The sequence below is a fragment of the Haloarcula marina genome (genome assembly GCF_024218775.1).
Taxonomy (GTDB): Archaea; Halobacteriota; Halobacteria; order Halobacteriales; family Haloarculaceae; genus Haloarcula; species Haloarcula marina.
Genome location: NZ_CP100404.1, coordinates 3,108,466 through 3,130,441, shown reverse-complemented (window position 1 = coordinate 3,130,441; position 21,976 = coordinate 3,108,466). Strand labels below are relative to the sequence as shown.

General features: G+C 67.3%; 23 protein-coding genes. 13 read left to right on the top strand and 10 right to left on the bottom strand.

Annotated features, from left to right (window positions below; translation table 11 throughout):
- The first annotated feature begins 1,066 nt into the window (after window positions 1–1,066).
- Window positions 1,067–1,882: a MinD/ParA family ATP-binding protein gene (locus NJQ44_RS16480; RefSeq protein WP_254272421.1), complete on the top strand. Its 816-nt coding sequence runs from the start codon at window positions 1,067–1,069 to the stop codon at window positions 1,880–1,882.
- Window positions 1,883–1,907: 25 nt separating this feature from the next.
- On the opposite strand, the gene argS is transcribed toward NJQ44_RS16480, so the two are convergent.
- The 4 genes from argS to NJQ44_RS16460 all read right to left on the bottom strand — a co-directional run bounded on the left by argS (window position 1,908) and on the right by NJQ44_RS16460 (window position 8,626).
- A complete protein-coding gene (argS, locus tag NJQ44_RS16475; protein ID WP_254272420.1) occupies window positions 1,908–3,650 on the bottom strand; it encodes an arginine--tRNA ligase in 1,743 nt (580 codons plus the stop codon).
- Window positions 3,651–3,698: 48 nt separating this feature from the next.
- Window positions 3,699–5,465, bottom strand: coding sequence for a site-2 protease family protein (locus NJQ44_RS16470; protein ID WP_254272419.1), 1,767 nt, complete (start codon window positions 5,463–5,465; stop codon window positions 3,699–3,701).
- A 61-nt stretch (window positions 5,466–5,526) separates the two neighbouring features.
- Window positions 5,527–6,174 carry a class I SAM-dependent methyltransferase gene (locus NJQ44_RS16465; protein ID WP_254272418.1) on the bottom strand — a complete coding sequence of 216 codons (648 nt, stop codon included), beginning with the start codon at window positions 6,172–6,174 and terminating at the stop codon, window positions 5,527–5,529.
- Window positions 6,175–6,346: 172 nt separating this feature from the next.
- Window positions 6,347–8,626, bottom strand: a complete 2,280-nt coding sequence (locus tag NJQ44_RS16460) for a nitric-oxide reductase large subunit (RefSeq protein ID WP_254272417.1) — start codon at window positions 8,624–8,626, stop codon at window positions 6,347–6,349.
- Between the two features lie 170 nt (window positions 8,627–8,796).
- Between NJQ44_RS16460 and NJQ44_RS16455 the strand changes: the two genes are divergently transcribed.
- From NJQ44_RS16455 to nirK, 4 genes are all read left to right on the top strand, one after another.
- Window positions 8,797–9,213 carry an SRPBCC family protein gene (locus NJQ44_RS16455; RefSeq protein WP_254272416.1) on the top strand — a complete coding sequence of 139 codons (417 nt, stop codon included), beginning with the start codon at window positions 8,797–8,799 and terminating at the stop codon, window positions 9,211–9,213.
- A 35-nt stretch (window positions 9,214–9,248) separates the two neighbouring features.
- Window positions 9,249–9,560 (top strand): CGCGG family putative rSAM-modified RiPP protein, encoded by a 312-nt coding sequence (locus tag NJQ44_RS16450; RefSeq protein ID WP_348533089.1) that lies wholly within the window; start codon window positions 9,249–9,251, stop codon window positions 9,558–9,560.
- A complete protein-coding gene (locus NJQ44_RS16445; RefSeq protein WP_254272415.1) occupies window positions 9,560–10,618 on the top strand; it encodes a radical SAM protein in 1,059 nt (352 codons plus the stop codon). The genes NJQ44_RS16450 and NJQ44_RS16445 overlap by 1 nt, the downstream gene beginning before the upstream one ends.
- 244 nt (window positions 10,619–10,862) lie before the next feature.
- Window positions 10,863–11,954, top strand: coding sequence for a copper-containing nitrite reductase (nirK, locus tag NJQ44_RS16440; protein WP_254272414.1), 1,092 nt, complete (start codon window positions 10,863–10,865; stop codon window positions 11,952–11,954).
- Window positions 11,955–12,084: 130 nt separating this feature from the next.
- Here the strand turns inward: nirK and NJQ44_RS16435 are convergent, their stop codons facing one another.
- Window positions 12,085–12,639: a DUF7998 family protein gene (locus tag NJQ44_RS16435; RefSeq protein ID WP_254272413.1), complete on the bottom strand. Its 555-nt coding sequence runs from the start codon at window positions 12,637–12,639 to the stop codon at window positions 12,085–12,087.
- An 88-nt stretch (window positions 12,640–12,727) separates the two neighbouring features.
- Here NJQ44_RS16435 and NJQ44_RS16430 point away from each other — a divergent pair, with 88 nt between their 5' ends.
- Both NJQ44_RS16430 and NJQ44_RS16425 read left to right on the top strand, forming a co-directional pair.
- Window positions 12,728–12,961, top strand: coding sequence for a DUF2249 domain-containing protein (locus NJQ44_RS16430; RefSeq protein ID WP_254272412.1), 234 nt, complete (start codon window positions 12,728–12,730; stop codon window positions 12,959–12,961).
- Window positions 12,958–13,260 (top strand): cupin domain-containing protein, encoded by a 303-nt coding sequence (locus NJQ44_RS16425; RefSeq protein ID WP_254272411.1) that lies wholly within the window; start codon window positions 12,958–12,960, stop codon window positions 13,258–13,260. Before NJQ44_RS16430 ends, NJQ44_RS16425 begins: the two co-directional genes overlap by 4 nt.
- On the opposite strand, the gene NJQ44_RS16420 is transcribed toward NJQ44_RS16425, so the two are convergent.
- A complete protein-coding gene (locus NJQ44_RS16420) occupies window positions 13,237–13,536 on the bottom strand; it encodes a hypothetical protein (protein ID WP_254272410.1) in 300 nt (99 codons plus the stop codon). The genes NJQ44_RS16425 and NJQ44_RS16420 overlap by 24 nt on opposite strands.
- Entirely contained in the window at window positions 13,533–13,799 is a 267-nt protein-coding gene (locus NJQ44_RS16415) for a DUF2249 domain-containing protein (protein WP_348533088.1), read from the bottom strand. The genes NJQ44_RS16420 and NJQ44_RS16415 overlap by 4 nt, the downstream gene beginning before the upstream one ends.
- 88 nt (window positions 13,800–13,887) lie before the next feature.
- On the opposite strand from NJQ44_RS16415, the gene NJQ44_RS16410 reads away from it, so the two are divergent.
- From NJQ44_RS16410 to NJQ44_RS16400, 3 genes are all read left to right on the top strand, one after another.
- Entirely contained in the window at window positions 13,888–15,207 is a 1,320-nt protein-coding gene (locus NJQ44_RS16410) for a hypothetical protein (protein ID WP_254272408.1), read from the top strand.
- A 67-nt stretch (window positions 15,208–15,274) separates the two neighbouring features.
- Window positions 15,275–15,922 carry a helix-turn-helix domain-containing protein gene (locus tag NJQ44_RS16405; protein WP_254272407.1) on the top strand — a complete coding sequence of 216 codons (648 nt, stop codon included), beginning with the start codon at window positions 15,275–15,277 and terminating at the stop codon, window positions 15,920–15,922.
- 89 nt (window positions 15,923–16,011) lie between these two features.
- On the top strand, window positions 16,012–16,548 hold the full coding sequence (locus NJQ44_RS16400) for a hypothetical protein (protein ID WP_254272406.1): 537 nt from the start codon (window positions 16,012–16,014) through the stop codon (window positions 16,546–16,548).
- Between the two features lie 27 nt (window positions 16,549–16,575).
- Here NJQ44_RS16400 and lysS read toward each other — a convergent pair whose 3' ends face one another.
- Together lysS and pyrH are read right to left on the bottom strand one after the other, a co-directional pair.
- The gene (gene lysS / locus NJQ44_RS16395; RefSeq protein ID WP_254272405.1) at window positions 16,576–18,216 is read right to left on the bottom strand and encodes a lysine--tRNA ligase; all 1,641 of its coding nucleotides are present in this window, start codon (window positions 18,214–18,216) and stop codon (window positions 16,576–16,578) included.
- Between the two features lie 2 nt (window positions 18,217–18,218).
- Complete coding sequence (gene pyrH, locus NJQ44_RS16390; protein WP_254272404.1) at window positions 18,219–18,905, bottom strand: UMP kinase; 687 nt, start codon at window positions 18,903–18,905, stop codon at window positions 18,219–18,221.
- A gap of 336 nt (window positions 18,906–19,241) precedes the next feature.
- Here pyrH and NJQ44_RS16385 point away from each other — a divergent pair, with 336 nt between their 5' ends.
- From NJQ44_RS16385 to NJQ44_RS16375, 3 genes are all read left to right on the top strand, one after another.
- A complete protein-coding gene (locus NJQ44_RS16385) occupies window positions 19,242–19,490 on the top strand; it encodes a DUF7123 family protein (RefSeq protein WP_220619046.1) in 249 nt (82 codons plus the stop codon).
- 146 nt (window positions 19,491–19,636) lie between these two features.
- Window positions 19,637–20,809, top strand: a complete 1,173-nt coding sequence (locus NJQ44_RS16380; protein WP_254274347.1) for a site-2 protease family protein — start codon at window positions 19,637–19,639, stop codon at window positions 20,807–20,809.
- 152 nt (window positions 20,810–20,961) lie between these two features.
- Entirely contained in the window at window positions 20,962–21,111 is a 150-nt protein-coding gene (locus tag NJQ44_RS16375) for a hypothetical protein (protein WP_254272403.1), read from the top strand.
- Here NJQ44_RS16375 and thiL read toward each other — a convergent pair.
- Window positions 21,105–21,971, bottom strand: a complete 867-nt coding sequence (gene thiL / locus NJQ44_RS16370) for a thiamine-phosphate kinase (protein ID WP_254272402.1) — start codon at window positions 21,969–21,971, stop codon at window positions 21,105–21,107. The two genes, NJQ44_RS16375 and thiL, sit on opposite strands and share 7 nt — an antisense overlap.
- Window positions 21,972–21,976: the final 5 nt, after the last annotated feature.

The window sequence follows — 21,976 nt, the reverse complement described above, 5'->3', positions numbered from 1 at the left end:
AGCCACTTGGCGATGCGACGGCAACCCCGGAGCAAAGCCCACCGAGCGCAGGTTGGGAGCATCGTTTGATGCGAACCTTCGTCCTTCAGCCTTCGGTGGCAGTCAGACGGCAGGAACTTCCTCTACGGAGTGTGCCCTTGTCGGTTGAAGACTGCTACGACAAGAGGGGATGCAAGAACCGAAGTGCGCCCGCCCGGTTCACCGAACCAAGTACGTGAGCCGTCATTGTGGCCCGGCAGTCGAGAGGTTGCCGGAGGTGACAACACAGTGGCTACGCTCCCTTGGCCAAGGGGGACAGAGAGGTTCATCAAGAGACGACAGAGAGGTTTTGATGGATTTGTGAGAACCGTTGTTACCACTCTTGGTGGTTCTCCTCACTCGGTGGGGGTTCACCAAGGCGACACCCGTCGGTGGATGTTGGAAGTAATCACACTGCCTCGGCTTCTTTCTCCCAACCGGGGCAGTGGACAGAAGGCAGGTCGCGTGTGATTAGAACACCTTGAACCACTACTGGAGGTGTCAGCACATCGAGGCCGTAACGGTGAAGGAATCCTTGGCAGAGTGTTGGGTCACACCAACACAGAATTACCATCTTGCACCACTTGTATCGGCTCACACCCTTTGCCGAACCGAAGTCGGAATCCGGAACCGCAGTCTCAGAGTGGGTGTGTCTTTGCGAGCGGTTTGCGCACAGTTGAGGATGGGCCGAGACTTTGCGTTTTAAAAAAGAATGCCGTGGCTCTCAGCTACCCATATTGGTTGTGACACAAAATTTCGAGAAACAACCACGCCCTTACCGATAATCGGCCAAATAGTATTACAAAGTACTACTGCTGAAACGCTAACTCGTACTTCTGTTTGTCCGACTGCTCCGATTCCTGCTGCTCGCTCATTGTCTGTTGTTCGCCGAGGTTGCGTAAGAACCTGTTGACAGTAGGGCGGCGCCGAGCGTAGGGAGGGGCCGCCGACAAAGCGAACGGCGACGCGCCGGTCGATTTTGTGCGACGGTCTGGCACGGACAGCCGGGTTTATATGACTGCCAGTATAGTGGACACACAATCAGAGTATGGCCGGGTACGTGTGCACGATTGCGGGCGGGAAAGGCGGCGTCGGGAAGACGACGACCGCCGTCAACGTCGGCGCTGGACTACAGGAGCAGGGGTACGACGTCGCCGTCGTCGACGCGGACCTCGGCATGGCGAACCTCGGAGCGATGCTCACCGTCGAACCGGAGAAGAGCCTCCACGAGATTCTCGCCGGTGACGCCGCCGTCAGCGAAGCACTCACCGACGCGCCCGGTGGGCTGACTGTCATTCCGGGCGAGCAGTCCTTGGAGGCGTTCGCCGACGCGGACCCGGCGAAACTCCGGAAGGTCATCAAGACGCTCCGGAACGCCTACGACGTGGTCCTCATCGACACCGGGGCGGGCCTGAGCCACGAGGTGGCAGTCCCACTCGGACTGGCAGACGGCATCGTCCTCGTGACGACGCCCGACGACGTGGCCGTCGGCGACACCGTCAAGACGGCGGAACTCGCCGACCGCATCGACGGTAAGGTCATCGGCGCCATCATCAACCGCGTCACTCGACACACGAACGTCGCCGACATCGACGACCAACTGGCGTTCCCCTTGCTCGCCGTCGTGCCGGACGACTCGCAGGCGACGACGGACGAACCGCTCGTGTTGAACCGCCCGGAGAGTCCGGCCGCCGATGCGTACCTCCGGTTGACCGACGCGCTCGAAGGGCTGTTCTTCGAGGGACAGAGCGTCGACGAGGACGTGGAGACCATCGTCGAGGACGGGTGGTTCCTCGACGAGGACGAGGAGTCCGACGCCGACGACGAGGGGTCGAGCGGCGGCGTGTTCGGCCTGTTCAACTGAGCGGCGGCCTTTTCCCCGACCCGGCTTACATCGAGTCCGGCGCTTCGACACCGATAGCGTCGAGTGCGTTGGCGACGGCGTGGCGCGTCCCGGCGACGAGCGCGAGCCGTGCGGCCCGCGTTTCCGCGTCGGCCGAGAGGACGGGACACTCGCGGTAGAAGGCGTTGAACGTCTCCGCGAGGTCCCGCGTGTAGGTGGCGACGGTGTGGGGCTGGAGGTCGTCGGCGGCCTCGTCGATGACCGCGGGGAAGCGAGCGATGACCCGCAGGAGGTCGCGTTCCTCCGGTTCGGAGAGATGCGCGATGTCGGGGGCGGACGGAATCTCGCCGTCGTCGGCTTCGTCGAGAATCCCGCAACAGCGGGCGTGGATGTACTGGACGTACGGCGCGGACTGGGCCTCGAAGTCGAGCGCGCGGTCCCACTCGAAGGTGATACCCTTCGTCGGCTGTTTCGAGACGATGTCGTAGCGGACCGCGCCGATACCGACCTGATGGGCGATGCGCTCGATGTCGTCTTCGGTCAGGTCGCCGCGAGAGCGGTCGTCGAGTCGGGACTCGACCTCCGCGCGGGCGCGGTCGATGGCCTCGTCCAAGAGGTCGTCCAAGTCGATGCCGGTCCCCTCGCGGGTGCTCATCCCGCCCTCGGGGAGGTTGACCCACGAGTAGAACACCTGCCGGAGTTGGTCGGTGTCGTTGCCGAGGAGGTCGAGGGCCGCGTCTAGCTGGTCGGCCTGCAGTTTGTGGTCCTCGCCCAGCACCGTGACCGCGCGGTCGTAGTTGTCGAACTTCCACTCGTGGTGGGCCAAATCGCGGGTCGTATAGAGGGAGGTGTCGTCCGAGCGCAGGAAGACGAGATTCTTTTCGAAGTCGGGGAGGTCGAGTTGCCACGCGTCCTCTTCGTAGACGGCGCAGTCGAGTTCCTTCAGGCGGTCGACGAGGTCGTCGGTGCTCCCGTCGCGCATGAACCGCGTCTCCTTGACGAACTCGTCGAAGACGGCGGGCAGGCGTTCGAGCGTGGCCTGCATCCCGCCGAGGACGGTGTCGACGACTTCGGCGACGCGGTCGTAGGTCGCCTCGTCGCCGTCCTCTAAGCCCTGCAAGATGGCCTGCACCTCGGCCTCGGCCTCCTCGACCTTGTCAGCGTCCGCCTCTTCGAGGAACGTGTTGCCCTTGCGGTAGTACCGGACCATCTCGTACTCGGGGGAATCACGCTCCGGTTCGGGCAAGTCGGACTCGTCGAAGGTTTCGTAGGCCCACGTGAACACCGCGATTTGGCGGCCCGCGTCGTTGACGTAGTAGTGGCGGTCCACGTCGTAGCCCGCGTAGTCGAGGACGCGAGCGACGGCGTCGCCGATGATGGGGTTGCGCGCTCGACCGACGTGGACGGGGCCGGTCGGGTTCGCGGAGGTGTGTTCGACGACGACGCTCGTCTCTCGGTCGGGCAGACGGCCGTAGTCGTCGTCGGTCGCGGCTTCGAGCGTCTCGGCGAAGTAGGCCTCGCTCGGCAGGAAGTTGACGTACGGTCCCTGTGTCGTGACCTCGCTGACGTAGGTGAGGCCCTCGGTGTCGATGGCGTCGGCCACGTCGGCCGCGACTTTCGGCGGCGGCGCGCCGACTTCGCCGGCCAACCGGAACGCCGCGCTCGACGCGAGGACGGCGTCGACGTCTTCGGGCGGCTCCTCGATACCGAGGTCGTCGGTCGGGAGGTCGAGGTCCGTGAGCGCGGCGGCCAGCGCGTCTTCGGCCTCCGCACGGAGCGCTAAGAACATACGCCAATCTCTCACGGCGGGGAGTAAATGGGTAACGAAAGGCGGTCCCTACGCGAAGAACCGCGGCCCGAACACCATCAGGATGAGGCCGCCGATCATCGAGACGGTGACGGCGATGGTCACCGCCGTCGTCAGCCGTCGCCGGTCCGGGACGGGGAGCCGCGAGACGACCGATTCAGTCCCCGCTCGGAGGATGTGTCCGCCGTCCAGCGGGAACGTCGGCACGCAGTTGAACTGGCCGATGACGACGTTTATCCAGCCGGTCCAGAACAGCGCGTTCGCCAGGAGGAAGACGGGCGTCGTCCCCAGCGCCGCGAGCGGTCCCTCGACGGTGTAGAAGTTGGTGGCGATGCCGGTGAAGCCAGCGAAGTTGTAGCCGAAGCCACCGGCCACCCCGATGAAGGGGAGGATGATGGTCGCGAAGATTCGCTGGACGAACGAGAACTCGCGGGCGGCGTTGGGGTCCTCGGGGTTCCCGCCGATGAACTCCAGGAACGCCGCGGCGGGGTACTCGTCGATGCCGAAGTCGTTCACCTCGAACCCGCTGATACCGGCCCGGAACGTGCTGGTCAGCGTGCCGCTGTCGGCACCCTCGCGCTCGGCGAGGGTCACCGCGTAGGTCTGGCGCTGGCCGTCGACGTACCCGACGACGGTCGCCCGCTGACCGGGGTCGGTGTCGGCGAGCGCCCGCCCCAGCGCGCTGGCGCTCTGGGTCCGCTGGCCGTCGAACGTCGTGACGATAATCGATGCGCCAGCGGGCGCACCGGCCTCGTTCAGGGGGCTCCCGGCCGCGACGCGGCCGTACGCGCCCAGCGGCGTCGTCACCGTCTCGCCGTCCTCGGTCTGGATGGTGGCGACGGTGTGGTTGCGGGCCACCCGTTCGAGGTCACCGGTGGTGTAGACGGCCGTGTCGTTGACCGCCGTGATTGTCGTTCCAACCCCCAGCGGCGCGCTCTGGACCGCGCCGACGACGATGGGCGCGCGGTCGACGGTTACCGTCGAGGCGTCCTTGCGGGCGACTTCGACGCTCCGTCGGTCGTTCTCGGCCAACACGGCCGACAGTTCCCGCCCGTTACTCACCGGTTGGCCGTCGATGGCGGTGATGACGTCGCCGGAGTCGATGCCCGCCTCGGCGGCCGCCGAACCGGGCAGGGAGTCGCCGACGGGGACGCCGTCGACGACGGCCACCGCCCCGGCGACCGGCCCGAACAGTAACAGGAGCGCGATAATCGCCAGCGCGAAGTTGTTCGTGACGCCCGCGGCGTACATCCGGGTCTGTGCGCCGCGATTCGACCGCAACAGCTCTTCTTCGTCGGGTTCGACGAACGCGCCGACCGGAATCACGGCCAGCAGCGCCAGTCCCATCGATTCGATGTCGATGTCCTCGACGCGACAGAGCAGGCCGTGGCCGCCCTCGTGGACGATGAGTCCGAGCGCGAGGCCCAGCAGGATTTCGGGGGCGACAGACAGCGGGAGGAAGTCGTTCACGCCGGGAATCGCCAGCGCGTTGCGGGGTTCGTTCAGCGCGGAGGGCTGGGGGTCGACGATGGCCTGATACGCTCCGAAGACGACCAGCAGGAACGACCCGACCATCACCACGAGGGCGACGCCGACGCCGAGGTTCCCCCAGGCCCGCCAGAACCGTTTCGGGCGGGCCAACCAGTCGAGAAAGACCTTCCCTTTCTGGGTGTGAATGGTCGTAATCGGGCCGCTGAACCGAATGAAGTCCGGGACCACGCCGCGGGTTTGCAACAGCATCGCGACCAACGTGTACGCGACGAGTCCGACGAGCACCCACGTCAGCGTGTTTACCATTTGTCGGACTGTGGGGCCAGCAAAGCAAGAGGGTTCGGGTTCGACCCGTTTCCGTCGGCGCTTATCGCTCGACGAAGACGAAGGGCCGGTCGGCGACCCACTCCGCGTCGTCTATCTTGGAACCCACCGATTGTTGGAGTCGGTCGGCCTCCTCGGCGGCGTAGGAGAACCCCCGCGATTCGAACTTCTCTATCCAGTACTCTCGGGGGGCTTCGTTCACGTGGTGGGTCCCCTTGTGTCCGGGCGGGGCGGCGGTGAAGACCACCCGCGGTGCCGCGGCCGTGAGGGTGTCGACGAGGGTGTCGGCGAACCGGGCCGGGATGTGTTCGGCGGTTTCGATACACAGCGCCAAATCGTACCGTGCGTCCAGTTCCAGCGGTTCGCGGAGGTCGTGGATAGTGAGGGCGGCGTCCGGTATCTCGGCGTGGTCTCGGGCCTCCGAGAAGCCCTCGACGCCGTGGACGGTGGCACCGTGGGCTTGGAACCCGGTGAGATACCGGCCGAGTCCACACCCGAAGTCTATCACGGAGTCCGGTTCGTACATTTCGTAGAGGACGTCGGCGATGGCGTGGGCCTCTTCGGTCGGCGTGAACGACACCAAGCGAAGCCAGCGGTCGCCGAACCCGTAGATGTGGTCGGGGGTGGCGATGCCGAGTTTGTCGGCCGTGGCGAGCATCCACTTACCGACTGTACTGACGTACGGATGCATACCACGTTGTTCGAACAGCGATACATCACTATACGTCGCCTACTCGGGGGCGTCGGCCCTGCGCCGCTGGATGGCGGACAACTGGCGCGTCGACTGAGAGACGTAAATCGGTTGCTACGGCGACGGTAACCGGACGCTTATCGGTTATCGAGTGGCTTCCCGTCTGCGCCCCTCAGTCGTCGGACACCACCGGGTCCGAGACGGGTTCGTCCTCCTCGGCCAGCACCGACCGGAGGTCGAACCGCTTGCGGACCACGTCGGCGGTGAAGATGGCCGTTCCGAGGATGATGAGGGTGTCACCGGGCATCCGCGCCCAGAACAGCAGTTCCACCAGCGGGCGCTCGTAGAAGGCGACGCTCCGGGCGGCGTCGTACCCCTGCGTGAACGCCGTTTCCAACTGGAGGAAGCCGACGGGCGTCACCGAGACGAGCACCATCAGCGCGAGTCCGACGTTCCAACACCAGAACGCGTAGCGGAGCCACGACCCGTCCCACTCGCTCGGGTCGACGCTGATGCGGAGCATGTACGTCGCCATCCCCAGCGCGAGGAAGCCGAACGCGCCGAACATCGCCGCGTGGGCGTGTGCGACGGTGAGGTACGTGCCGTGTTCGTAGTAGTTCACCAGCGGGAGGTTGATGAAGAAGCCGAGCACCCCGGCCCCGACGAAGTTCCAGACGCCGGAGGCGACGATGAACATGAAGGGGAGGGTGTACGGGAAGCCCTCGCCACCGGTCGCCATGGCGCGGTACTCGTTGATGGCCTCGTAGAGGATGAACACCAGCGGGACGAGTTCCAGCGTCGAGAAGGCGCTCCCGATGGGCACCCACAGGTCGGGCATGCCTATCCACCAGTAGTGATGCGAGACGCCGATGACGCCGGTGCCCATCACCAGCAGCGCCTCGAACATCACGGCCTTGGCGGCGCTCTGGCGTTTCAGCAGGTTCATCGACACCAGCGTGATGCCGACGATGGCGACGATGAAGAACTCGAAGGCCCCCTCGACCCACATGTGGACGACCCACCAGCGCCAGAACTCCGTGACCGCGATGTTGGTCTGGGGGGTGTACAGCATCCCGGCACAGAACAGCAGCGCGATGGAGCCACCCGCATAGAGGATGAGGTGCGAGAGGCCGTACTTCGGTTCGTCGTCCAACAGCGGCTTGAACCCGCGGTACGCGAGGCCGGCCCAGAGCAGGAAGCCCGCCAGCAGGCCCACCTGCCAGAGGCGGCCGACTTCGAGGTACTCTAACCCCTCGTTGCCGAGTATCCACCACAACTGGCCGTCGAAGTACCCCTGCGCGCCGAGCCAGATGCCCGCGAGGCCGCCGACGCTGACGACCACGAGCGCCCCCAGCAGTACGTTGACGAAGGTGCCCTGCCGGGCGGGTTCGCGGCCGGTCAACAGCGGCGGGAGGAACAGCCCGGCGCCCAGCCACAGGGTCGCTATCCAGAGGATACCGAGGTCGATGTGCCACGTCTTCGCGATGGCGAACGGGAGCCACTGGAGGACGTTCACGCCCAGTAGCTCACCGAGGCCGAAGAAGGCGGCCCGTTCGACGTAGAAGTGCGCGAGCAGGCCCCCTAACAGGACCTGCCCCAGGAACAGGCCCGCCGCGACGGGGATGAACCGCGTGGCGGCCCGCTGGCCGGGGAACAGCGCGACCTCGTCGGGCGCGGGCACGTCGATGCCCTCGACTTCCGGTTCCGGCAGGTCGACGGCCCGGTAGAGCCAGACGGCCGCGCCCGCACCCGCCACCAGCAGGATCATCGCGACGACGCTCCACGTCATCGCGGCGGCGGTGGCGTCGTTCCCGGCACCGGGGGCGTACGGCCACTCGTTCGTGTAGGAGTGGTCGCCCGCCGGGCGGTCGGCGTGAGAGAACCACGCCGTCCACATGGCGAAGTCGGCGAACTGGCGAGCGGCGGCCTCGCTCGCTATCATCCCCTCGGGGACGCCCCGTTCGTGGCTCCCCTCGTGGTACCGCTGGACGTACTCGTCGCGGACCTGTCGATGGGCGTACGTCTCGGCGGCGGAGTACCGGACCACGTCGCCGTCGGCCGTCCGGTCGAGTCGCTGTTCGACGCGGGTGGCGACGGCGGCCTGTCGTTCCTCCGAGAGCGCGTCGTAGTCGGTCCCGTACTCTTCTCGGGCGTGGTACTGGCGCATGTACTGGACTTTCAGGTCCAGCGCGTCGGCGGTGTAGTCGACGCCGTAGTACGCGCCGTTCCCGAGGATAGAGCCGTGGTTCATCAGCCCGGCCTTCTGGAAGGTGGTCTTCCCGGTGCGGATGTCCTCGCTCGTCGCGATGGTCGCGCCGTCGGGCCCCTCGATACGGTCGGGGATGGGCGGGGCCTTCTCGTAGGCCAGCGCCGCACCGGCCCCCATCACGACGAGGTTGACGACGAACGCGACGACGAGGAGTCGCGCGAGCGTCTGCCTGGTTACGTGCATACAGATGGGGGTCGATGGGCCACACGCTTCAACGACGGACGGCGTTCCCAGCGGGCGGCAGTGTGGTCGAACGTGTTCGGTCATCGGCTGACTACCGGCGGGGTCGACCGGTTCCCGGCGGCCGAGAACGGGGACGACGTTTTACCCACTCGGGCGACGGACCGTCGCGTATGGAGCGTGTCACAGTCTCGCGACAGTTCGAGGCAGACCCCGGGACGGTGCGCGACGCGATAGCCGACACCGCCGCGTTCATGCGCGGTGCGGAGTTCGACACCGTCGAGTACGACGGCGACAGTCTCTACATCGAGAACCGGGTGGGACTGTTCAACATCGAACTCGAACTCCGCGTGGTGTCCGAGGCGGACGCGGCACTCGTCTACGAGCAACGCGAGGGGGTCTTCGAGTCGATGCGGACCGAGTACCACGTCGAGGGCGGCGACGGCGGGACGACGGTCACGGCGACGACCGAATACGAGTCGCTGGATCTCTCGGTCGTCGGCGAACTGCTCGATTCGAGCATCGTCCGTCGCCAGCGCCGAAAGGAGCTAGCCTCGCAGTTCGACTGGTTGGCCGAGCGCGTAGAGTGACGAACATGTTCGTGACACGACTCTGGCCCGCGGCGATGCAACCGTCGGGTATGGTGACGAGCGACGACGCGTCCCTGACCGACCACGTCCACGAGAACTCGTGGTCGGCGAACCTGGAGACGCCCGACCACGCCGAGGACCGACAGTTGGTGACCGAACAGGCCGTCGAGGCCGTCGCGAAGACGGCGTCGGGCCACCACGTGAATCTGGTGACCCACGGGGACCACGGCCACCCCGAATCGTATCTCTACGCGGTCCTCGACGAGCGGTTCGACGAACGCATCGATTACGAGTACGTCGAGCAGTGTGGCTGTGGCGGCCACGTCACGAGGGTACACGTCCACTGATGTTCGGAGACATCGACTACGACGAGCGACCGCTGGTACTCATCTGGGAACTGACGCAGGCCTGTGAGTTGGCCTGCAAGCACTGCCGGGCCGACGCCCATCCCCAACGGCATCCCGACGAACTCACCACCACGGAGGGGAAGGCGCTGTTGGACGAGGCCCGGCAGTTCGGCGAGGGGCAGTTGGTCGTCCTCTCGGGCGGGGACCCCCTCGCGCGCGAGGACGTGGTCGAACTGGTCGACTACGGGACCGACCGCGGCCTCCAGATGACGCTGACGCCGAGCGGAACCACGTCCCTGACCGCCGACGCCCTCGCCGACCTCGACGACGCGGGGCTTCGGCGACTGGCGCTGTCTCTCGACGGCGGGAGCGAGGCGGCCCACGACGCGTTCCGGGGCGAGGACGGGAGTTTCGAGGCCACCGTCCGGGCGGCGGAGGCGGCCCGCGAGCGCGGCATCCCACTGCAGGTCAACACGACCGTCTGTGCTGAGACGGTCGAGCAGTTACCGGCCATCCGTGACCTCGTCGCCGACCTCGGGGCGGTGCTGTGGTCCGTGTTCTTCCTCGTCCCCGTCGGCCGTGGACGGGTCCTGACGCCCGTCGCGCCCGAGCGCGCGGAATCGGTGATGGAGTGGCTCCACGACGTGGCAGACGAGGCCCGCTTCGGCGTCAAGACGACCGAGGCCCCTCACTACCGCCGGGTCGCCGCTCAGCGGGCGGACGGCGAACGCGACGGCCTCCGCCGCCGGAAGGGGGTCCGGGCTGGCAAGGGCTTCGCGTTCGTCAGCCACACCGGCGAGGTGTACCCCTCGGGGTTCCTGCCGGAGTCGGCCGGAACCGTCCGCGAGGAGTCGGTCGTGGACATCTACCGCGAGGCCGACCTGTTCGAGTCCCTGCGCGACGACGGTGCCCTCCGCGGGGACTGCGGGGCCTGCGAGTTCCGCGCAGTCTGCGGTGGGAGTCGGTCCCGCGCGTACGCCCACACGGGCGACCCGCTGGCCGAGGACCCGCTCTGTGCGTACGAACCGGGGACGGACCGACAGCCAGCGGACGACTGAATCGCCGTCCACCGCCGCACCGAGCGCGGGCGGCAGTCATTTTCGCCGTCTCGCACGGCTCGAACGTCGTAGCCACCCAATCGACCGGTGGCAACCACGCCGATACCGCTGGCCCGTATAAAGGCCGGTCGAACATCTTCGTGACTGGTTCTCATGCCGTGAAAACGCGTTTCAGGGGCTGAGAAGGCCCTACTCGATATTTGTGTCATCCACACTCACATCCATCTGTACGGAGGCACACAGGATGTCCACGATTCCGACCGCGACGCGCCGCCGTGTACTACAGGCGCTCGGTGCCGGAACCGCCGTGATGGCGGGCTGTGCCGGCGCGCCGGGCGACTCGGCGGAGGAACAGACCACCGAACAGCGGACCGAACCACAGGAACCTGCCATGAATCCCGCAAAGAGCACCGACGTGGACCGTGTCGCAGCCGACCCGACCGACATTCCCGACCCCATCAGCCGTTCGTCTCCGACGTCCCACAGTTTCGAACTGACGACCCAAGAGGTGGTCGCCGAGGTCGAACCCGGCGTCACCTACACCTACATGACCTTCGACGAGCAGATTCCCGGCCCGATGCTCCGGGTCCGGCAGGGGGACACCGTCGAACTGACGGTCACGAACGAGTCGAGCAACTCCATGCCCCACAACGTCGACCTCCACGCCGTCCGCGGCACCGGCGGCGGCGCGGAGGCGTCGATGGTCGCTCCGGGCGAGACGGCGACGTTCAAGTTCAAGGCGACCTACCCCGGCGCGTTCATCTACCACTGTGCGGTCCCGAACATGGACATGCACATCTCCTCCGGGATGTTCGGGCTCATCGTCGTCGAACCCAAGGAGGGCCTCCCCGAGGTCGACCGGGAGTTCTACTTCGGCCAGCACGAACTGTACACGACCGGCGAGGCCGGTGAGGAGGGTCACCACGACTTCGACATGGAGGCGATGGCCGCCGAGGACCCCACCTACGTCTTGCTGAACGGCGAGAAGTACGCCATCACGCCGGATCGCTACGGCGCGCCGACCCTCGAAGTCGGGGAGACGGCGCGGGTGTTCTTCGTCACCGGCGGCCCCAACTTAGACTCCAGTTTCCACCCCATCGGGAGCGTCTGGGACAAGGTCTGGCAGCAGGGGTCGGTGGCCGGCCCCGCAAACCGGTACGTCCAGACCACGCCCGTCAAGCCGGGGTCGGCCGCCGTCGCGGAGTTCCACGCCGAAGTGCCCGGCCCGATAAAACTGGTCGACCACGCCCTCTCGCGGGTCGCCCGCAAGGGGATGCTCGGCATCATCAACCGCGAAGGGCCGAAAAACGCCGAGGTGTTCGACCCCGACCCCTGACCGGCCCTGGCCCCTGAGACGGGGGACCGAACCGATGCCTGTGTCTCGCTCGCCGCGCCCATCCTGAACCGGGCGCGTCTCGTTCTCATCGTCACCAGCACCACCAGCCGTTAGGCCGCCGGTCGACGCTTCAGAACGGGAGGTCGTCGGTCGCCGCGGGGCCGGTCTCCGGACCGTCTCCTTCGATATCGTCTGGGACGGTTCCGGTCTCGCGGTAGGCCTGTTCGAGTCGTTCGAGTCGCCCGTTGATGGCGGCCGACTGCTGGTGGACGGGTGCGACCCGGACGCGAACGAGGTCGTACTCGTGGCGGTCGGCCAGCCCGTTCCACGCCCGGAACGCGCCGACGGTCAGGGTGTCGCTCTGCGGGCAGAACGCCGTCGTCGGCGTGAACTCCGCCCGCAACGTCCCGTCTTCCTCGGGGTCGAGCGCGTAGCGAAAACCGGCGTCCTGGTGACGGTGGTCGAGGTTGAGGCGCGCGAGGTTGTAGCCGAAGGTCACGTCGTAGACGCCCCGTTCCTCGAACAGCGCCCGCGTCAGGCGGTGGAAGGCCGCGTGGTCGTCGCCGGTCAACACGTCGCCCGCCGCGAGGAAGTCGCCGGGGTCCGGGAGGTTGGCGGGCCGGTACTCGTCGTAGCCGTCGAATCCCTGGTCGTCGGTCCCGCGGAGGCCGGAGAGGAAGCTCATGGCTAGCATTCGGGTCGCCACCACACAGGGACTGTCGCCGAACACGTTCGGGAAAAGGCGCTCCCGGCGTGGGTTCGAACCTCCGGCGATGCCAGCGACCACACTCGACCTCAGAGAGACGCCGCCGACCGAGCGCCACCCGAAGATTCACGACGCCTTCGCGGCGCTCGAATCCGGCGAGACCCTCCGCATCGTCAACGACCACGAGCCGAAACCCCTGTTCTACGAGTTCGAGGCCGAGGTCGACGACTTCGACGCCGAGAACTACGACTGTCGGCGCGAAGGCCGTGAGAAGTACGTCGCGGACCTCCCGAAAGAATGAGCGACACTGAACGCGTCTCACTCGACGACCTCTCGGGTGCCGGTCGCCAGTCGCTGTTCGAGGGCGAACCGAAGACGGTCCGTCTCGCCCTCGACGCGGGCGAGGAAGTGCCGCCACACCAGCACCCGGAGCGCGACATCGTCTGTCACCTGCTGTCTGGTGACCTATCGCTCCGTCTCGGTTCCGAGACGGTCGCGCTGTCGGCGGGGGAGGTGGTCCGGTTCGACGGCGAGCAGGACATCTCCCCGCGGGCCGAGACGGAGTGCGAGGCGCTGTTAGTGCTCGCACCCGCCGTCTGAGCCAAACAGCGCGAGCGACCGCTCGACGGCCGCGTCGTCGCCCCCGGCGGCGAGCCGTCGGAGTCGCCGTTCCGGGACCGCGAGCAACCGCTCGACCAGCCGTTCGCTCAATCGCTCGACGGCCTCGCGCTGTGCGTCGCAGAGGTCGTCCCCGTCGAGTTCCGACAGCGCACGGTCTACCTGTTCCGCTCGCACGTCCTCGCCGCGGGTTCGAATCGCCTCGATGGCCCGGTCGGCGTCCGCACACCGCTCCGGCACGTCGTCGGGTGCGCTCATTCCTCCCAGATGGCGGTCACCGTCGCCTCGTCCGTCTCGACGGTGTCGTATGCGAACCCGCGGTCGTCCAGTTTCGGGTAGAGGTGCTGTGGTGCCCGGTCGTTGAGTTGGAGGAGGACGGCCTCGCTGTCCAGGTCCGCGAGCGCCTCCAGCGTCTCAGTCAGCGGCTTCGGCGGCCCTAGCGAGCGCACGTCGAGGCGTTCGGTGGGGGCGTCGGTCGGTGCGTTCGTCTCCCGGAGGACGGACGGTATCTCCGTCGACATACCTGTCAGTTGTCGCGGGCGGCCCCCTGCTGTTTCCCCGAACACGTTCGGCCACACGTCCAGCAGGGCGGCGCGGCTACTCATACGTATGAGCGCTGTCCCGGGTGACATCGACACCGACGCTGGCCCACCGATGACCGTGCCACTGCGCCACTTCGTCGTCGCGCTCTCGTTCCTCGTGGCCGGGGTGGCGGTCGGATGGGCGGCGGGCCGTCGAGGCCACCTCGCACAGGTCCACCTGCTGGTGGCAGGGTGGGTGTGTCTCACCGTTATGGGCGCGATGACGCAGTTCGTCCCCGTCTGGTCGGGGGTCGCGTTGCACTCTCGACGGCTTGCGGCGCTCCAACTTCCGCTCGCGGCGACGGGGTTTGCCGGACTCGCGTGTGGCTTCCTGCTCGACGTTCCCGTCTTGCTCCCCGTCGCGGGGGGAGTCGCCGTCGCCGGGGTCTGGACGTTCGTCTACAACGTCGGGCGCACGCTCGCGACCGCACAGCGAGACGTGACGACCACGCACTTCGCGGTGGCGCTCTGGTGGTTCCTTGCCCTGACGGTCCTCGGCCTCGCGCTAGCGCTGGACCACGCGACGGGCGTCCTCGCCGACGTGGGTCTCGTTCGCGCCCGTCTCTCGATGGCCCACGCCACCGTCGCCGTCTTCGGGGCGGTGCTGACCACCGTCGTCGGCGCGCTCGCGCAACTCGCGCCGATGTTCACCCAGACTGACGCCACCCGTCTCGACACCGTCCTCAAGCGGTTCGAGGCGGTCGGCTACCACGTCGGCGTCGCGGCACTGGCCACCGGTCGCCTCGTCGGGGCCCCGGCGCTGGCCCGCGTCGGTGGGGTGCTCGTCGCGGCCGGGTTGGGTGCGGTCGCCGCCGTCCTCGCGGGCCGCCTCTACCGGGCGCGCGTCGAGTGGAACCCGATGTTACGGCGCTACGCCGTCGTCGCCGTCGCGGTGCTGTGTTGGGCGCCGCTGGCGGCGCTCGCGTGGCTCCGAGACCCGCTGGCCTACGCGACCCTGTTCGGCCATCCCGCGACCGGGGCGCTCCTGTTGGTCGGCGTCGTCGGGTTCGTCGTCGCCGGGACGCTGTACCACGTCGTCCCGTTCATCGTCTGGGTCCACCGGTACAGCGACCGACTGGGGTTCGAGAGCGTCCCGACCATCGAGGACCTCTACGACGGTCGGGTGGCCGCCGCCGACGGCATCGCGATGGCGCTGGCCGGCGGACTCGCCGTCGCACACGAAGCGGGCGTCGCGCCGCCCGCGGCGGCGGTGGGGGCTGGCGTCCTCGCGTTCGTCGGGGCGGTGCTCCTCGCGGCCAACCTCACTGGCGTCGTCGTGGTCCACGGCCCACGGTCGCTCCCCGAACTGGCCGGCGGTCGGGTCGGGGCCGACAGTTCCGACCGATGAGGGATGGCTACCCGAACATGTTCGGCAACACTTACCCCCCGCTACGGCGAACATATTCGCATAGACGATGCCACGCGCCGAACTCACTCTCACGGTGCCGGAAGACACGTGGATAGGGGCGGTATCTCGGCGGTACGACGCCGCAACCGTCCGAATCCTCTCGGCGTTCCCCGGCGAGGAGACCGGCGTCGGACTCGCCGAGGTGACCGCGGAGGACCTCCCCGAACTGCTGAGCGACGTCGAGGCCGCCGACGGCGTCGACTCGCTCGAACTGCTCGGGCACCGGGACGGGACCGCTCTGGTCCAGTTCGAGACCAATTCGCCGCTCCTGCTGTCGCCGGTCCAAGGCTCCGGCGTCCCGCTGGAGTTGCCCTTCACCATCCGCGACGGCGAGGCCCGGTGGGAGATAACCGCCCCACAGAGTCGCCTCTCGGAACTGGGTCGCCAACTCGACGAGTTCGGCATCCCGTTCCGCGTCGAACGCGTCGAACAACACGTCGAGACGGACCGGTTGCTGACCGAGAACCAGCGCAAGTTGGTAGGGGCCGCCGTCGAGGCGGGCTACTACGACACCCCTCGGCAGTGCTCGCTGACCGACCTCGCCGAACGAGTGGGCATCGCGAAGTCGACCTGCAGCGAGACGCTCCACCGGGCGGAAGAACAGATAATCAAGCAGTTCGCCGAGAGCGAGACGGCCGGGCCGTCGTTGTCCTGAGCGACGGGCGCGAATCCACCGAGGGCGTCGCTACAAACCGAGTGACACCCTCCGGAAGTTACGTGGGTGGTCCCCTCGTGGGTCCTCCCATGCCGACCAGACGCCGACTCCTCACCGTCTGTGGCTGTCTCGGAGCCTCGGTCGTCGCGGGGTGTCTCGGTGCCCCGTCCGATACCGGCGGCACGGGAACGACCGACGACACGGCCACACCGACGACATCGCCCGAGGACTGCCTCCCGGCCGAACGACCGGCACCGTCCGACGCGTCGTCGTCGCCGCGGCCGTATCCGGACCGCCCAGACGAACTCACCGCCGAAACGGTCGAGACGTACGTGCGAGCGTTCGAGCGAGCGTACCGGTACAACAGCGCCCTCGCGGACGACCCACGGAAGGTCGGACGGACGAACGCGGTCACGGTGTCCGTCGCAGACGTGGCCGTCGAGTCCACGGCCGACGGGTTCGCCGCCACCGTCAGCGGGGCGGTTCGGTGGGAGATCCTCGACGCCGAATCGACGCCGGAGACACCGACGGCGACGCCGCTCCCGATGGGACAACGGCCGTTCGAGGCGTCCTACACGGTGGCTTCCGGGACGGTACGTCGGGACGGCGTCGTCGTCGCGTGCTGATGACTCGACGGCTCGTCGGCCACTTATTCACCCTTCCCGGCGCAACCGCTCGACGACGAACTCCCGGTCCAGTTTGGCGATGAAGGGGCCGAGTTGCGGGCCCTGCGTGTCGTCGAACAGCAGGCGGTAGCCAGCGGCGAAGAAGTCGCCGATTTCGATGTCGTGGCGCTTGGCCGTCTCGTAGATTTCGCCCTGAATCGCCTCGCCGTCGTGACCCGCTGCGACGAAGTCGGCCAAGTCGTCAAGCGCGGCGGCGGTGTCGTCGTCGAAGTCGACGGCGGGCATCTCGGCCCGTTTGAGTTCGTAGTCGAACTCGTTTCCGGTCCTGCGCGCCCAGTTGCGGGCGCGTTCGACGCGGGCCAGTGCGCCGTCGACGGCCCACTCGGGGGCGTCGTCGGGGATGTGGCCCTCCTTGCGGGCGATGTCCTCGCGCAGGGCGGGGTCGTCGGTCATCCCGAGGACGGCGGCGAAGGTGTAGGGGACGCGGACTCGCTCTTTCCGGGGGTCGTCGACGACCATCGGATACGCGCGGTCGGCGAGCGCTTTCTCCGCCTCGTCGCGTGGGTCGACCTCGTCGAAGTAGACGGCTTCGAAGCGGTCGAAGTCGTCGACCAACTGGTCGACGTTCGCGACGGAGAAGTCCCGCTGCTTCCGCGGGTTCTTCGTGAAGAAGTACTTGAACACCTCTGGTTCGAGAATCTCCAGCACCTCGTCGACGGTGACGACGTTGCCCGAGGAGGAGGAGAGCGGTTCGCCGTCCAGCGTGAACCACTCGTACACCATCGGGACCGGGGGCTGGATGTCGAGGACGTTCTCGGCGATGTCCTCGCCGGAGGGCCACGAACCCTCGGCGTGGTCCTTCCCGAACGGTTCGAAGTCGACGCCGAGAATCTCCCACTGGGCGGGCCACTCGAAGCGCCACGGGAGTTTCCCGTCTCGGAGGCCAGCCACGCCCTCGTGCCCGCACCCCTCGATAGTCTGGTCGCCCGCCTCTACGTCCGCACAGACGTAGTGGACCTCGCCCGCTTCCAAATCCACCTCGGTGACGCCCTCGGTGAGTTTCCCGCAGTCCTCACACTGGGGGACGAACGGGACGTAGTCGTCGTCGACCTTGTTCTGGTACTCCGCGAGCACCTCCCGGGCGCGGTCGGCGCGTTCCAGCACGCGTCGAGTCACGGCCTCGAACTCGCCGTCCGCGTACAGTTGGGTGTTCGAGACGAACTCCACGTCGACGCCGACGAGGTCGGCGCTCTTTTTCAGGAGGTTCGTGAAGTGCGCGCCGTAGGAGTCACAACAGCCAAACGGGTCCGGGATGTCCGTGTAGGGTTTCCCGAGATTCCGGCCGAGCGCGCCCGCGTCGACGTCGCCGAGGCCGACGATGTTCCAGTCTAAGTCGGCGAGTTGCCGGGGGACCTTCCGCAGGCGGTCCTTGTCGTCGGCGGTGAACACCTGTCGGACCTCGTGGCCCCGGTCGCGCAGGGCTTCGGCGACGAAGTAGCCCCGCATAATCTCGTTGAAGTGCCCGATGTGGGGGACCCCGGAGGGCGAGACGCCGCCCTTGATGACGATGGGGTCCTCGGGGTCACGGCCCTCGATAACGTCGGCGACGGCGTCGGCCCAGAACGCCTGTGTCCCGTCGCTACCGACTTCGTACGGGTCTTCGGCCATGATTACCCCTCCGGCGTGATTTCGGTCCCGTCGAACTCGCCGTCTTCGACGGCCCGAACGAGTCGGTTGGGGTCGGTGCCGTCTAAGACGACCGTGCGGATGCCCGACCGCTGGATGACCTTCGCCGCCAGCAGGTCGACCGGGGCGTTGCTCCCGGCGTCCATCTCCATGTCGGCGATGATGTCGACGAGTTCGCCCGCCGGGAGTTGGTCGAACCGGGTTGCATCGCCGTCCTGCTTGGGGTCGGCGTCGTAGACGCCGTCGACGGAGGTGGCGTACACCAGCAAGTCGGCGTCGACGTACTCGGCGAAGGCCGCGGCGACGGCGTCGGTGGTCTGAGCGGCGACGATACCGCCGAGGACGGGGATGTCACCGCGACGGATCGCCTGTCGACCCTCGTCGTAGCTCTCGGCGGGGGGCGAGGCCGCGCGTCCGCCGAGGGCGGCGATGAGGAGGCGAGCGTTCAGGCGAGTGACGGCGATACCCAGTTGGTCGAGTTCTATCTCGTTGGCGCCCAGTTCGCGAGCGGTCCCGATGTACTCGCGGGCGGTCGGGCCGCCGCCGACGACGGCACCGAGGGTGTGGCCCGCTTCGTCGAGCGACTGGACGGCGGCCGCGTAGTCGGCCACCCGGTCCGGTTCGAGGTCGGGAGCGAGGACGCTCCCACCGACGGAGACGACGACTTTCATTGACCCGGCGTAACCGCGAAACGCTCTTAAGGGTTGTCAAGCCCGACCGACCCCGTATCAGGGCGTGTGGCTGACGTACGTCCGACAATTTACGGCAAGAAATGCCGAAAATGCGCGTGGAAACCTCCGATAATCGGGGGTCGGCGGTCGCAATATTCCGGTGTCTGTAGACTCCCTCTTACGCTCTCAAAAATCGTTGTAAAACGTCTAATCGACTATGGAACGGTTGTAAAAGATGCGTTTCACGTCGATTTGACCTGAAAGACCCCGAAGTGACGCGAAGCTTCACCCCTTTATATACTCTCTCCGTCACAAGACGTAGTCGAGGTGAAGAAAATGAGCGCTACTGCAACGCCCTCCGGTGAGGAAGAGCCCTCCAAAGAACAGCGACTCAAGTCCTTCCTCGCGGAGAAGGCCGCCGACGGCGAGATGTACTTCAAGAGCAAGTTCATCGCCGACGAAGTCGGCCTCTCCCCGAAAGAAATCGGCGCGCTGATGGTCAAACTGAAGGACAGTGCCTCGGAAATCGAGGTCGAGAAGTGGTCGTACACGAGTGCGACCACCTGGCGTGTCGAACCCGCGTAACCCCAGCTACTGCCCCCCAGCAGCACCCCCGTCACACGCGGCGAATCCCGACCAGCCCATTGGTCCCCTCCGTTTCTGTTCGGTTCTCGCTGAACGCCACTCGCTGAACACCGTATATTTGTGTGCGCGGGCTGTACCAATCGATGATGAGTCGCCCCGCCGACGACCCTCCCGCTCCCGCCGATTTGGCGGGCGTGTTCCGCGTCGCGACCGTCCGGCGAACCGGTGAGACGGTCCGCTACGTGGGCGACCCGCTCGTTCCGCCCGACGCCGTCGACCGCGAACTCCGGTCGACGTTCGCCCAGCACGGCTACGACGTTCGACTCGAACGACAGCGCCCCGCGGGCGAGGCCGGACAGTCGCTGCCCGGCCTGGGTCCGCAGTACGTCCTCGTCGCGGAACCGACCGACGACGGCGGCATCCCGTGGCTGAACGTCGCCTTACTGCTCGCCACTATCGGGTCGACGCTGTACGTCGGCGCGAGCGGGTGGTACTACATCCCGGTGATGGAAGCGCCGCTGCGAATCTTCGAGGCGTGGCCGTTCGCCGTCGCGATGCTGGGCGTCCTGGGTATCCACGAACTCGGCCACTACGCCGCCGCCCGGTACCACGGCGTGGACGTGACGCTGCCGTACTTCATCCCCTTCCCGTCGCTCTTGGGGACGATGGGTGCGGTCATCAACATCCGCGGGCGGATTCCCAGCAGGCGCGCGCTGTTCGACATCGGCGTCGCCGGACCGCTCGCGGGGCTGGTGGCGACGGCTGTCGTCACCGTCATCGGTCTCTCGCTCGACCCCATCGCCGTCCCCGAACGCGTGCTGAACGGCGGGGCCGAGTACGCATTCCGCTTTCACGACCCGCTGTTGATGCAGGCCTTACAGGGACTGGTCGACGCGCTGGGTATCGGGACCGACTACGGCCCGAACGAGGCGGTCCATCCCGTCGTCTTCGCCGGATGGGCGGGGATGTTCTTCACCTTCCTGAACCTCCTCCCGGTCGGCCAGTTGGACGGCGGGCACATCGTCCGGGCCATCGTGGGACGGCGACAGGAGACCATCGCGGCGGCCGTCCCCGGGGCGCTGTTCGCACTCGCCGGGTTCCTCTACTTGACCCGCGAGGCCCCGCCCATCGGCTTCGGCGTCTGGACGCTCTGGGCGTTCTGGGGGCTGTTCGCGACGGGACTGGCGTACGCTGGACCCGCCCGCCCGACCGTCGACGAGCGACTCGACGGCGGCCGGGTGGCGCTCGGCGTCGTCACCTTCGTCCTCGGCGTCGCCTGTTTCACGCCCGTCCCGTTCGAAATCGTCGCGGCGGCGTAGATGGGCGGTCCGGTTGGCAGCGGTTACCGCCGTTTGAGCCTTCGTACCCCGACATGCCCCGTTGTGAACGGAGACGAAACGTCGTTAAACGTGTAAAATCACGAGAACAATCGCTCCGTTATAGGGGGTCTGCGCCCCAACGACTGACTACGATGCGCGCCCACCCCGCAGACGACGCGAACCTCGACATCGACCCGGACGCCGACGTGGGGGCGGCGGCCCTCTCTCACGACGAGCGCAAGACGGCCGCCCTCCACGCCGTCGAGCAGGTCGCGCTGGCCCTCGCCCGGAACCGTCAGTGAGAGTAGCCCCGGTCCGGTAGCGGCTCTCCGTCCAGTGTGATACCGGTCGCCGTGACGGTGCCGATGCGGTGAAGCGGACACGGCGTCGCCGCCTGCGCGTCCGCGACGGCCGACGCCGGTACCGTACACACCAACTCGAAGTCCTCCCCGAAGAACAGGCCCAGTTCACGCCGGTCAGCGGCGTCCTCGGCCACCGCGTCGACAGCGTCGGCTATCGGTAGCGGTTCGTCGAGCGCCGCGCCGCAGTCGCTCGCTCGGCAGAGTTGATGGACCGATCTCGCGAGGCCGTCGCTCGAATCGAGCATCGCCGTCGCGTAGTCTCGGAGCGCGACGCCCGCCCGGACGCGCGGTTCGAATCGGAACAGGTCGTTCGCACGCGCCGTCTCGCCGCGGTCGAACAGGCGGAGTGCGGCCCCGGACCGCCCGAGCGACCCGGTCACGCAGAGCGCGTCGCCCGGCGAGGCCCCCGACCGCAGTATCGGGTCGTCGGCGTCGCCGATGGCCGTCGTCGCCACGGTGAACTCCGCGTGGCCGTCCAAGTCGCCGCCGACGTACTCGGCCCCGACCAGTTCGCACACCTCGCTGGCCCCGTCGAGAAAGGCGGTCAGTTCAGCGTCGTCGAACGTCGGGGCGGCGTAGACGGCCACCGCGGCGGTGGCGTCGCCGCCCATCGCGGCCACGTCGGACAGCGACGCGCCGACGGCCCGCCAGCCAGCGGTGTAGCGGGTCGTCCCGTCCGGAAAGTCCGTCCGCTGGTGGAGCATATCGGTCGTGATGACCTGTCCGTCGACGACGGCGCAGTCGTCGCCCGCCACCGACAGTCGGTCGCCGATGAGCGCGAGGGCGGCTTGCTCGTCCATACCGG

What these genes read in the sequence shown, in the direction of transcription:
- NJQ44_RS16425 (WP_254272411.1), top strand. Translation starts at nt 12,958, where the DNA reads ATGAGCGACACTGAACGCGTCTCACTCGACGACCTCTCGGGTGCCGGT.
- NJQ44_RS16415 (WP_348533088.1), bottom strand. Translation starts at nt 13,799, where the DNA reads ATGTCGACGGAGATACCGTCCGTCCTCCGGGAGACGAACGCACCGACC.
- NJQ44_RS16445 (WP_254272415.1), top strand. Translation starts at nt 9,560, where the DNA reads ATGTTCGGAGACATCGACTACGACGAGCGACCGCTGGTACTCATCTGG.
- NJQ44_RS16470 (WP_254272419.1), bottom strand. Translation starts at nt 5,465, where the DNA reads ATGGTAAACACGCTGACGTGGGTGCTCGTCGGACTCGTCGCGTACACG.
- NJQ44_RS16450 (WP_348533089.1), top strand. Translation starts at nt 9,249, where the DNA reads ATGCAACCGTCGGGTATGGTGACGAGCGACGACGCGTCCCTGACCGAC.
- thiL (WP_254272402.1), bottom strand. Translation starts at nt 21,971, where the DNA reads ATGGACGAGCAAGCCGCCCTCGCGCTCATCGGCGACCGACTGTCGGTG.
- NJQ44_RS16400 (WP_254272406.1), top strand. Translation starts at nt 16,012, where the DNA reads ATGCCGACCAGACGCCGACTCCTCACCGTCTGTGGCTGTCTCGGAGCC.
- NJQ44_RS16375 (WP_254272403.1), top strand. Translation starts at nt 20,962, where the DNA reads ATGCGCGCCCACCCCGCAGACGACGCGAACCTCGACATCGACCCGGAC.
- NJQ44_RS16430 (WP_254272412.1), top strand. Translation starts at nt 12,728, where the DNA reads ATGCCAGCGACCACACTCGACCTCAGAGAGACGCCGCCGACCGAGCGC.
- NJQ44_RS16465 (WP_254272418.1), bottom strand. Translation starts at nt 6,174, where the DNA reads ATGCATCCGTACGTCAGTACAGTCGGTAAGTGGATGCTCGCCACGGCC.
- NJQ44_RS16405 (WP_254272407.1), top strand. Translation starts at nt 15,275, where the DNA reads ATGCCACGCGCCGAACTCACTCTCACGGTGCCGGAAGACACGTGGATA.
- argS (WP_254272420.1), bottom strand. Translation starts at nt 3,650, where the DNA reads ATGTTCTTAGCGCTCCGTGCGGAGGCCGAAGACGCGCTGGCCGCCGCG.
- NJQ44_RS16455 (WP_254272416.1), top strand. Translation starts at nt 8,797, where the DNA reads ATGGAGCGTGTCACAGTCTCGCGACAGTTCGAGGCAGACCCCGGGACG.
- lysS (WP_254272405.1), bottom strand. Translation starts at nt 18,216, where the DNA reads ATGGCCGAAGACCCGTACGAAGTCGGTAGCGACGGGACACAGGCGTTC.
- NJQ44_RS16480 (WP_254272421.1), top strand. Translation starts at nt 1,067, where the DNA reads ATGGCCGGGTACGTGTGCACGATTGCGGGCGGGAAAGGCGGCGTCGGG.
- nirK (WP_254272414.1), top strand. Translation starts at nt 10,863, where the DNA reads ATGTCCACGATTCCGACCGCGACGCGCCGCCGTGTACTACAGGCGCTC.
- NJQ44_RS16380 (WP_254274347.1), top strand. Translation starts at nt 19,637, where the DNA reads ATGAGTCGCCCCGCCGACGACCCTCCCGCTCCCGCCGATTTGGCGGGC.
- NJQ44_RS16460 (WP_254272417.1), bottom strand. Translation starts at nt 8,626, where the DNA reads ATGCACGTAACCAGGCAGACGCTCGCGCGACTCCTCGTCGTCGCGTTC.
- NJQ44_RS16410 (WP_254272408.1), top strand. Translation starts at nt 13,888, where the DNA reads ATGAGCGCTGTCCCGGGTGACATCGACACCGACGCTGGCCCACCGATG.
- NJQ44_RS16435 (WP_254272413.1), bottom strand. Translation starts at nt 12,639, where the DNA reads ATGAGCTTCCTCTCCGGCCTCCGCGGGACCGACGACCAGGGATTCGAC.
- NJQ44_RS16385 (WP_220619046.1), top strand. Translation starts at nt 19,242, where the DNA reads ATGAGCGCTACTGCAACGCCCTCCGGTGAGGAAGAGCCCTCCAAAGAA.
- NJQ44_RS16420 (WP_254272410.1), bottom strand. Translation starts at nt 13,536, where the DNA reads ATGAGCGCACCCGACGACGTGCCGGAGCGGTGTGCGGACGCCGACCGG.
- pyrH (WP_254272404.1), bottom strand. Translation starts at nt 18,905, where the DNA reads ATGAAAGTCGTCGTCTCCGTCGGTGGGAGCGTCCTCGCTCCCGACCTC.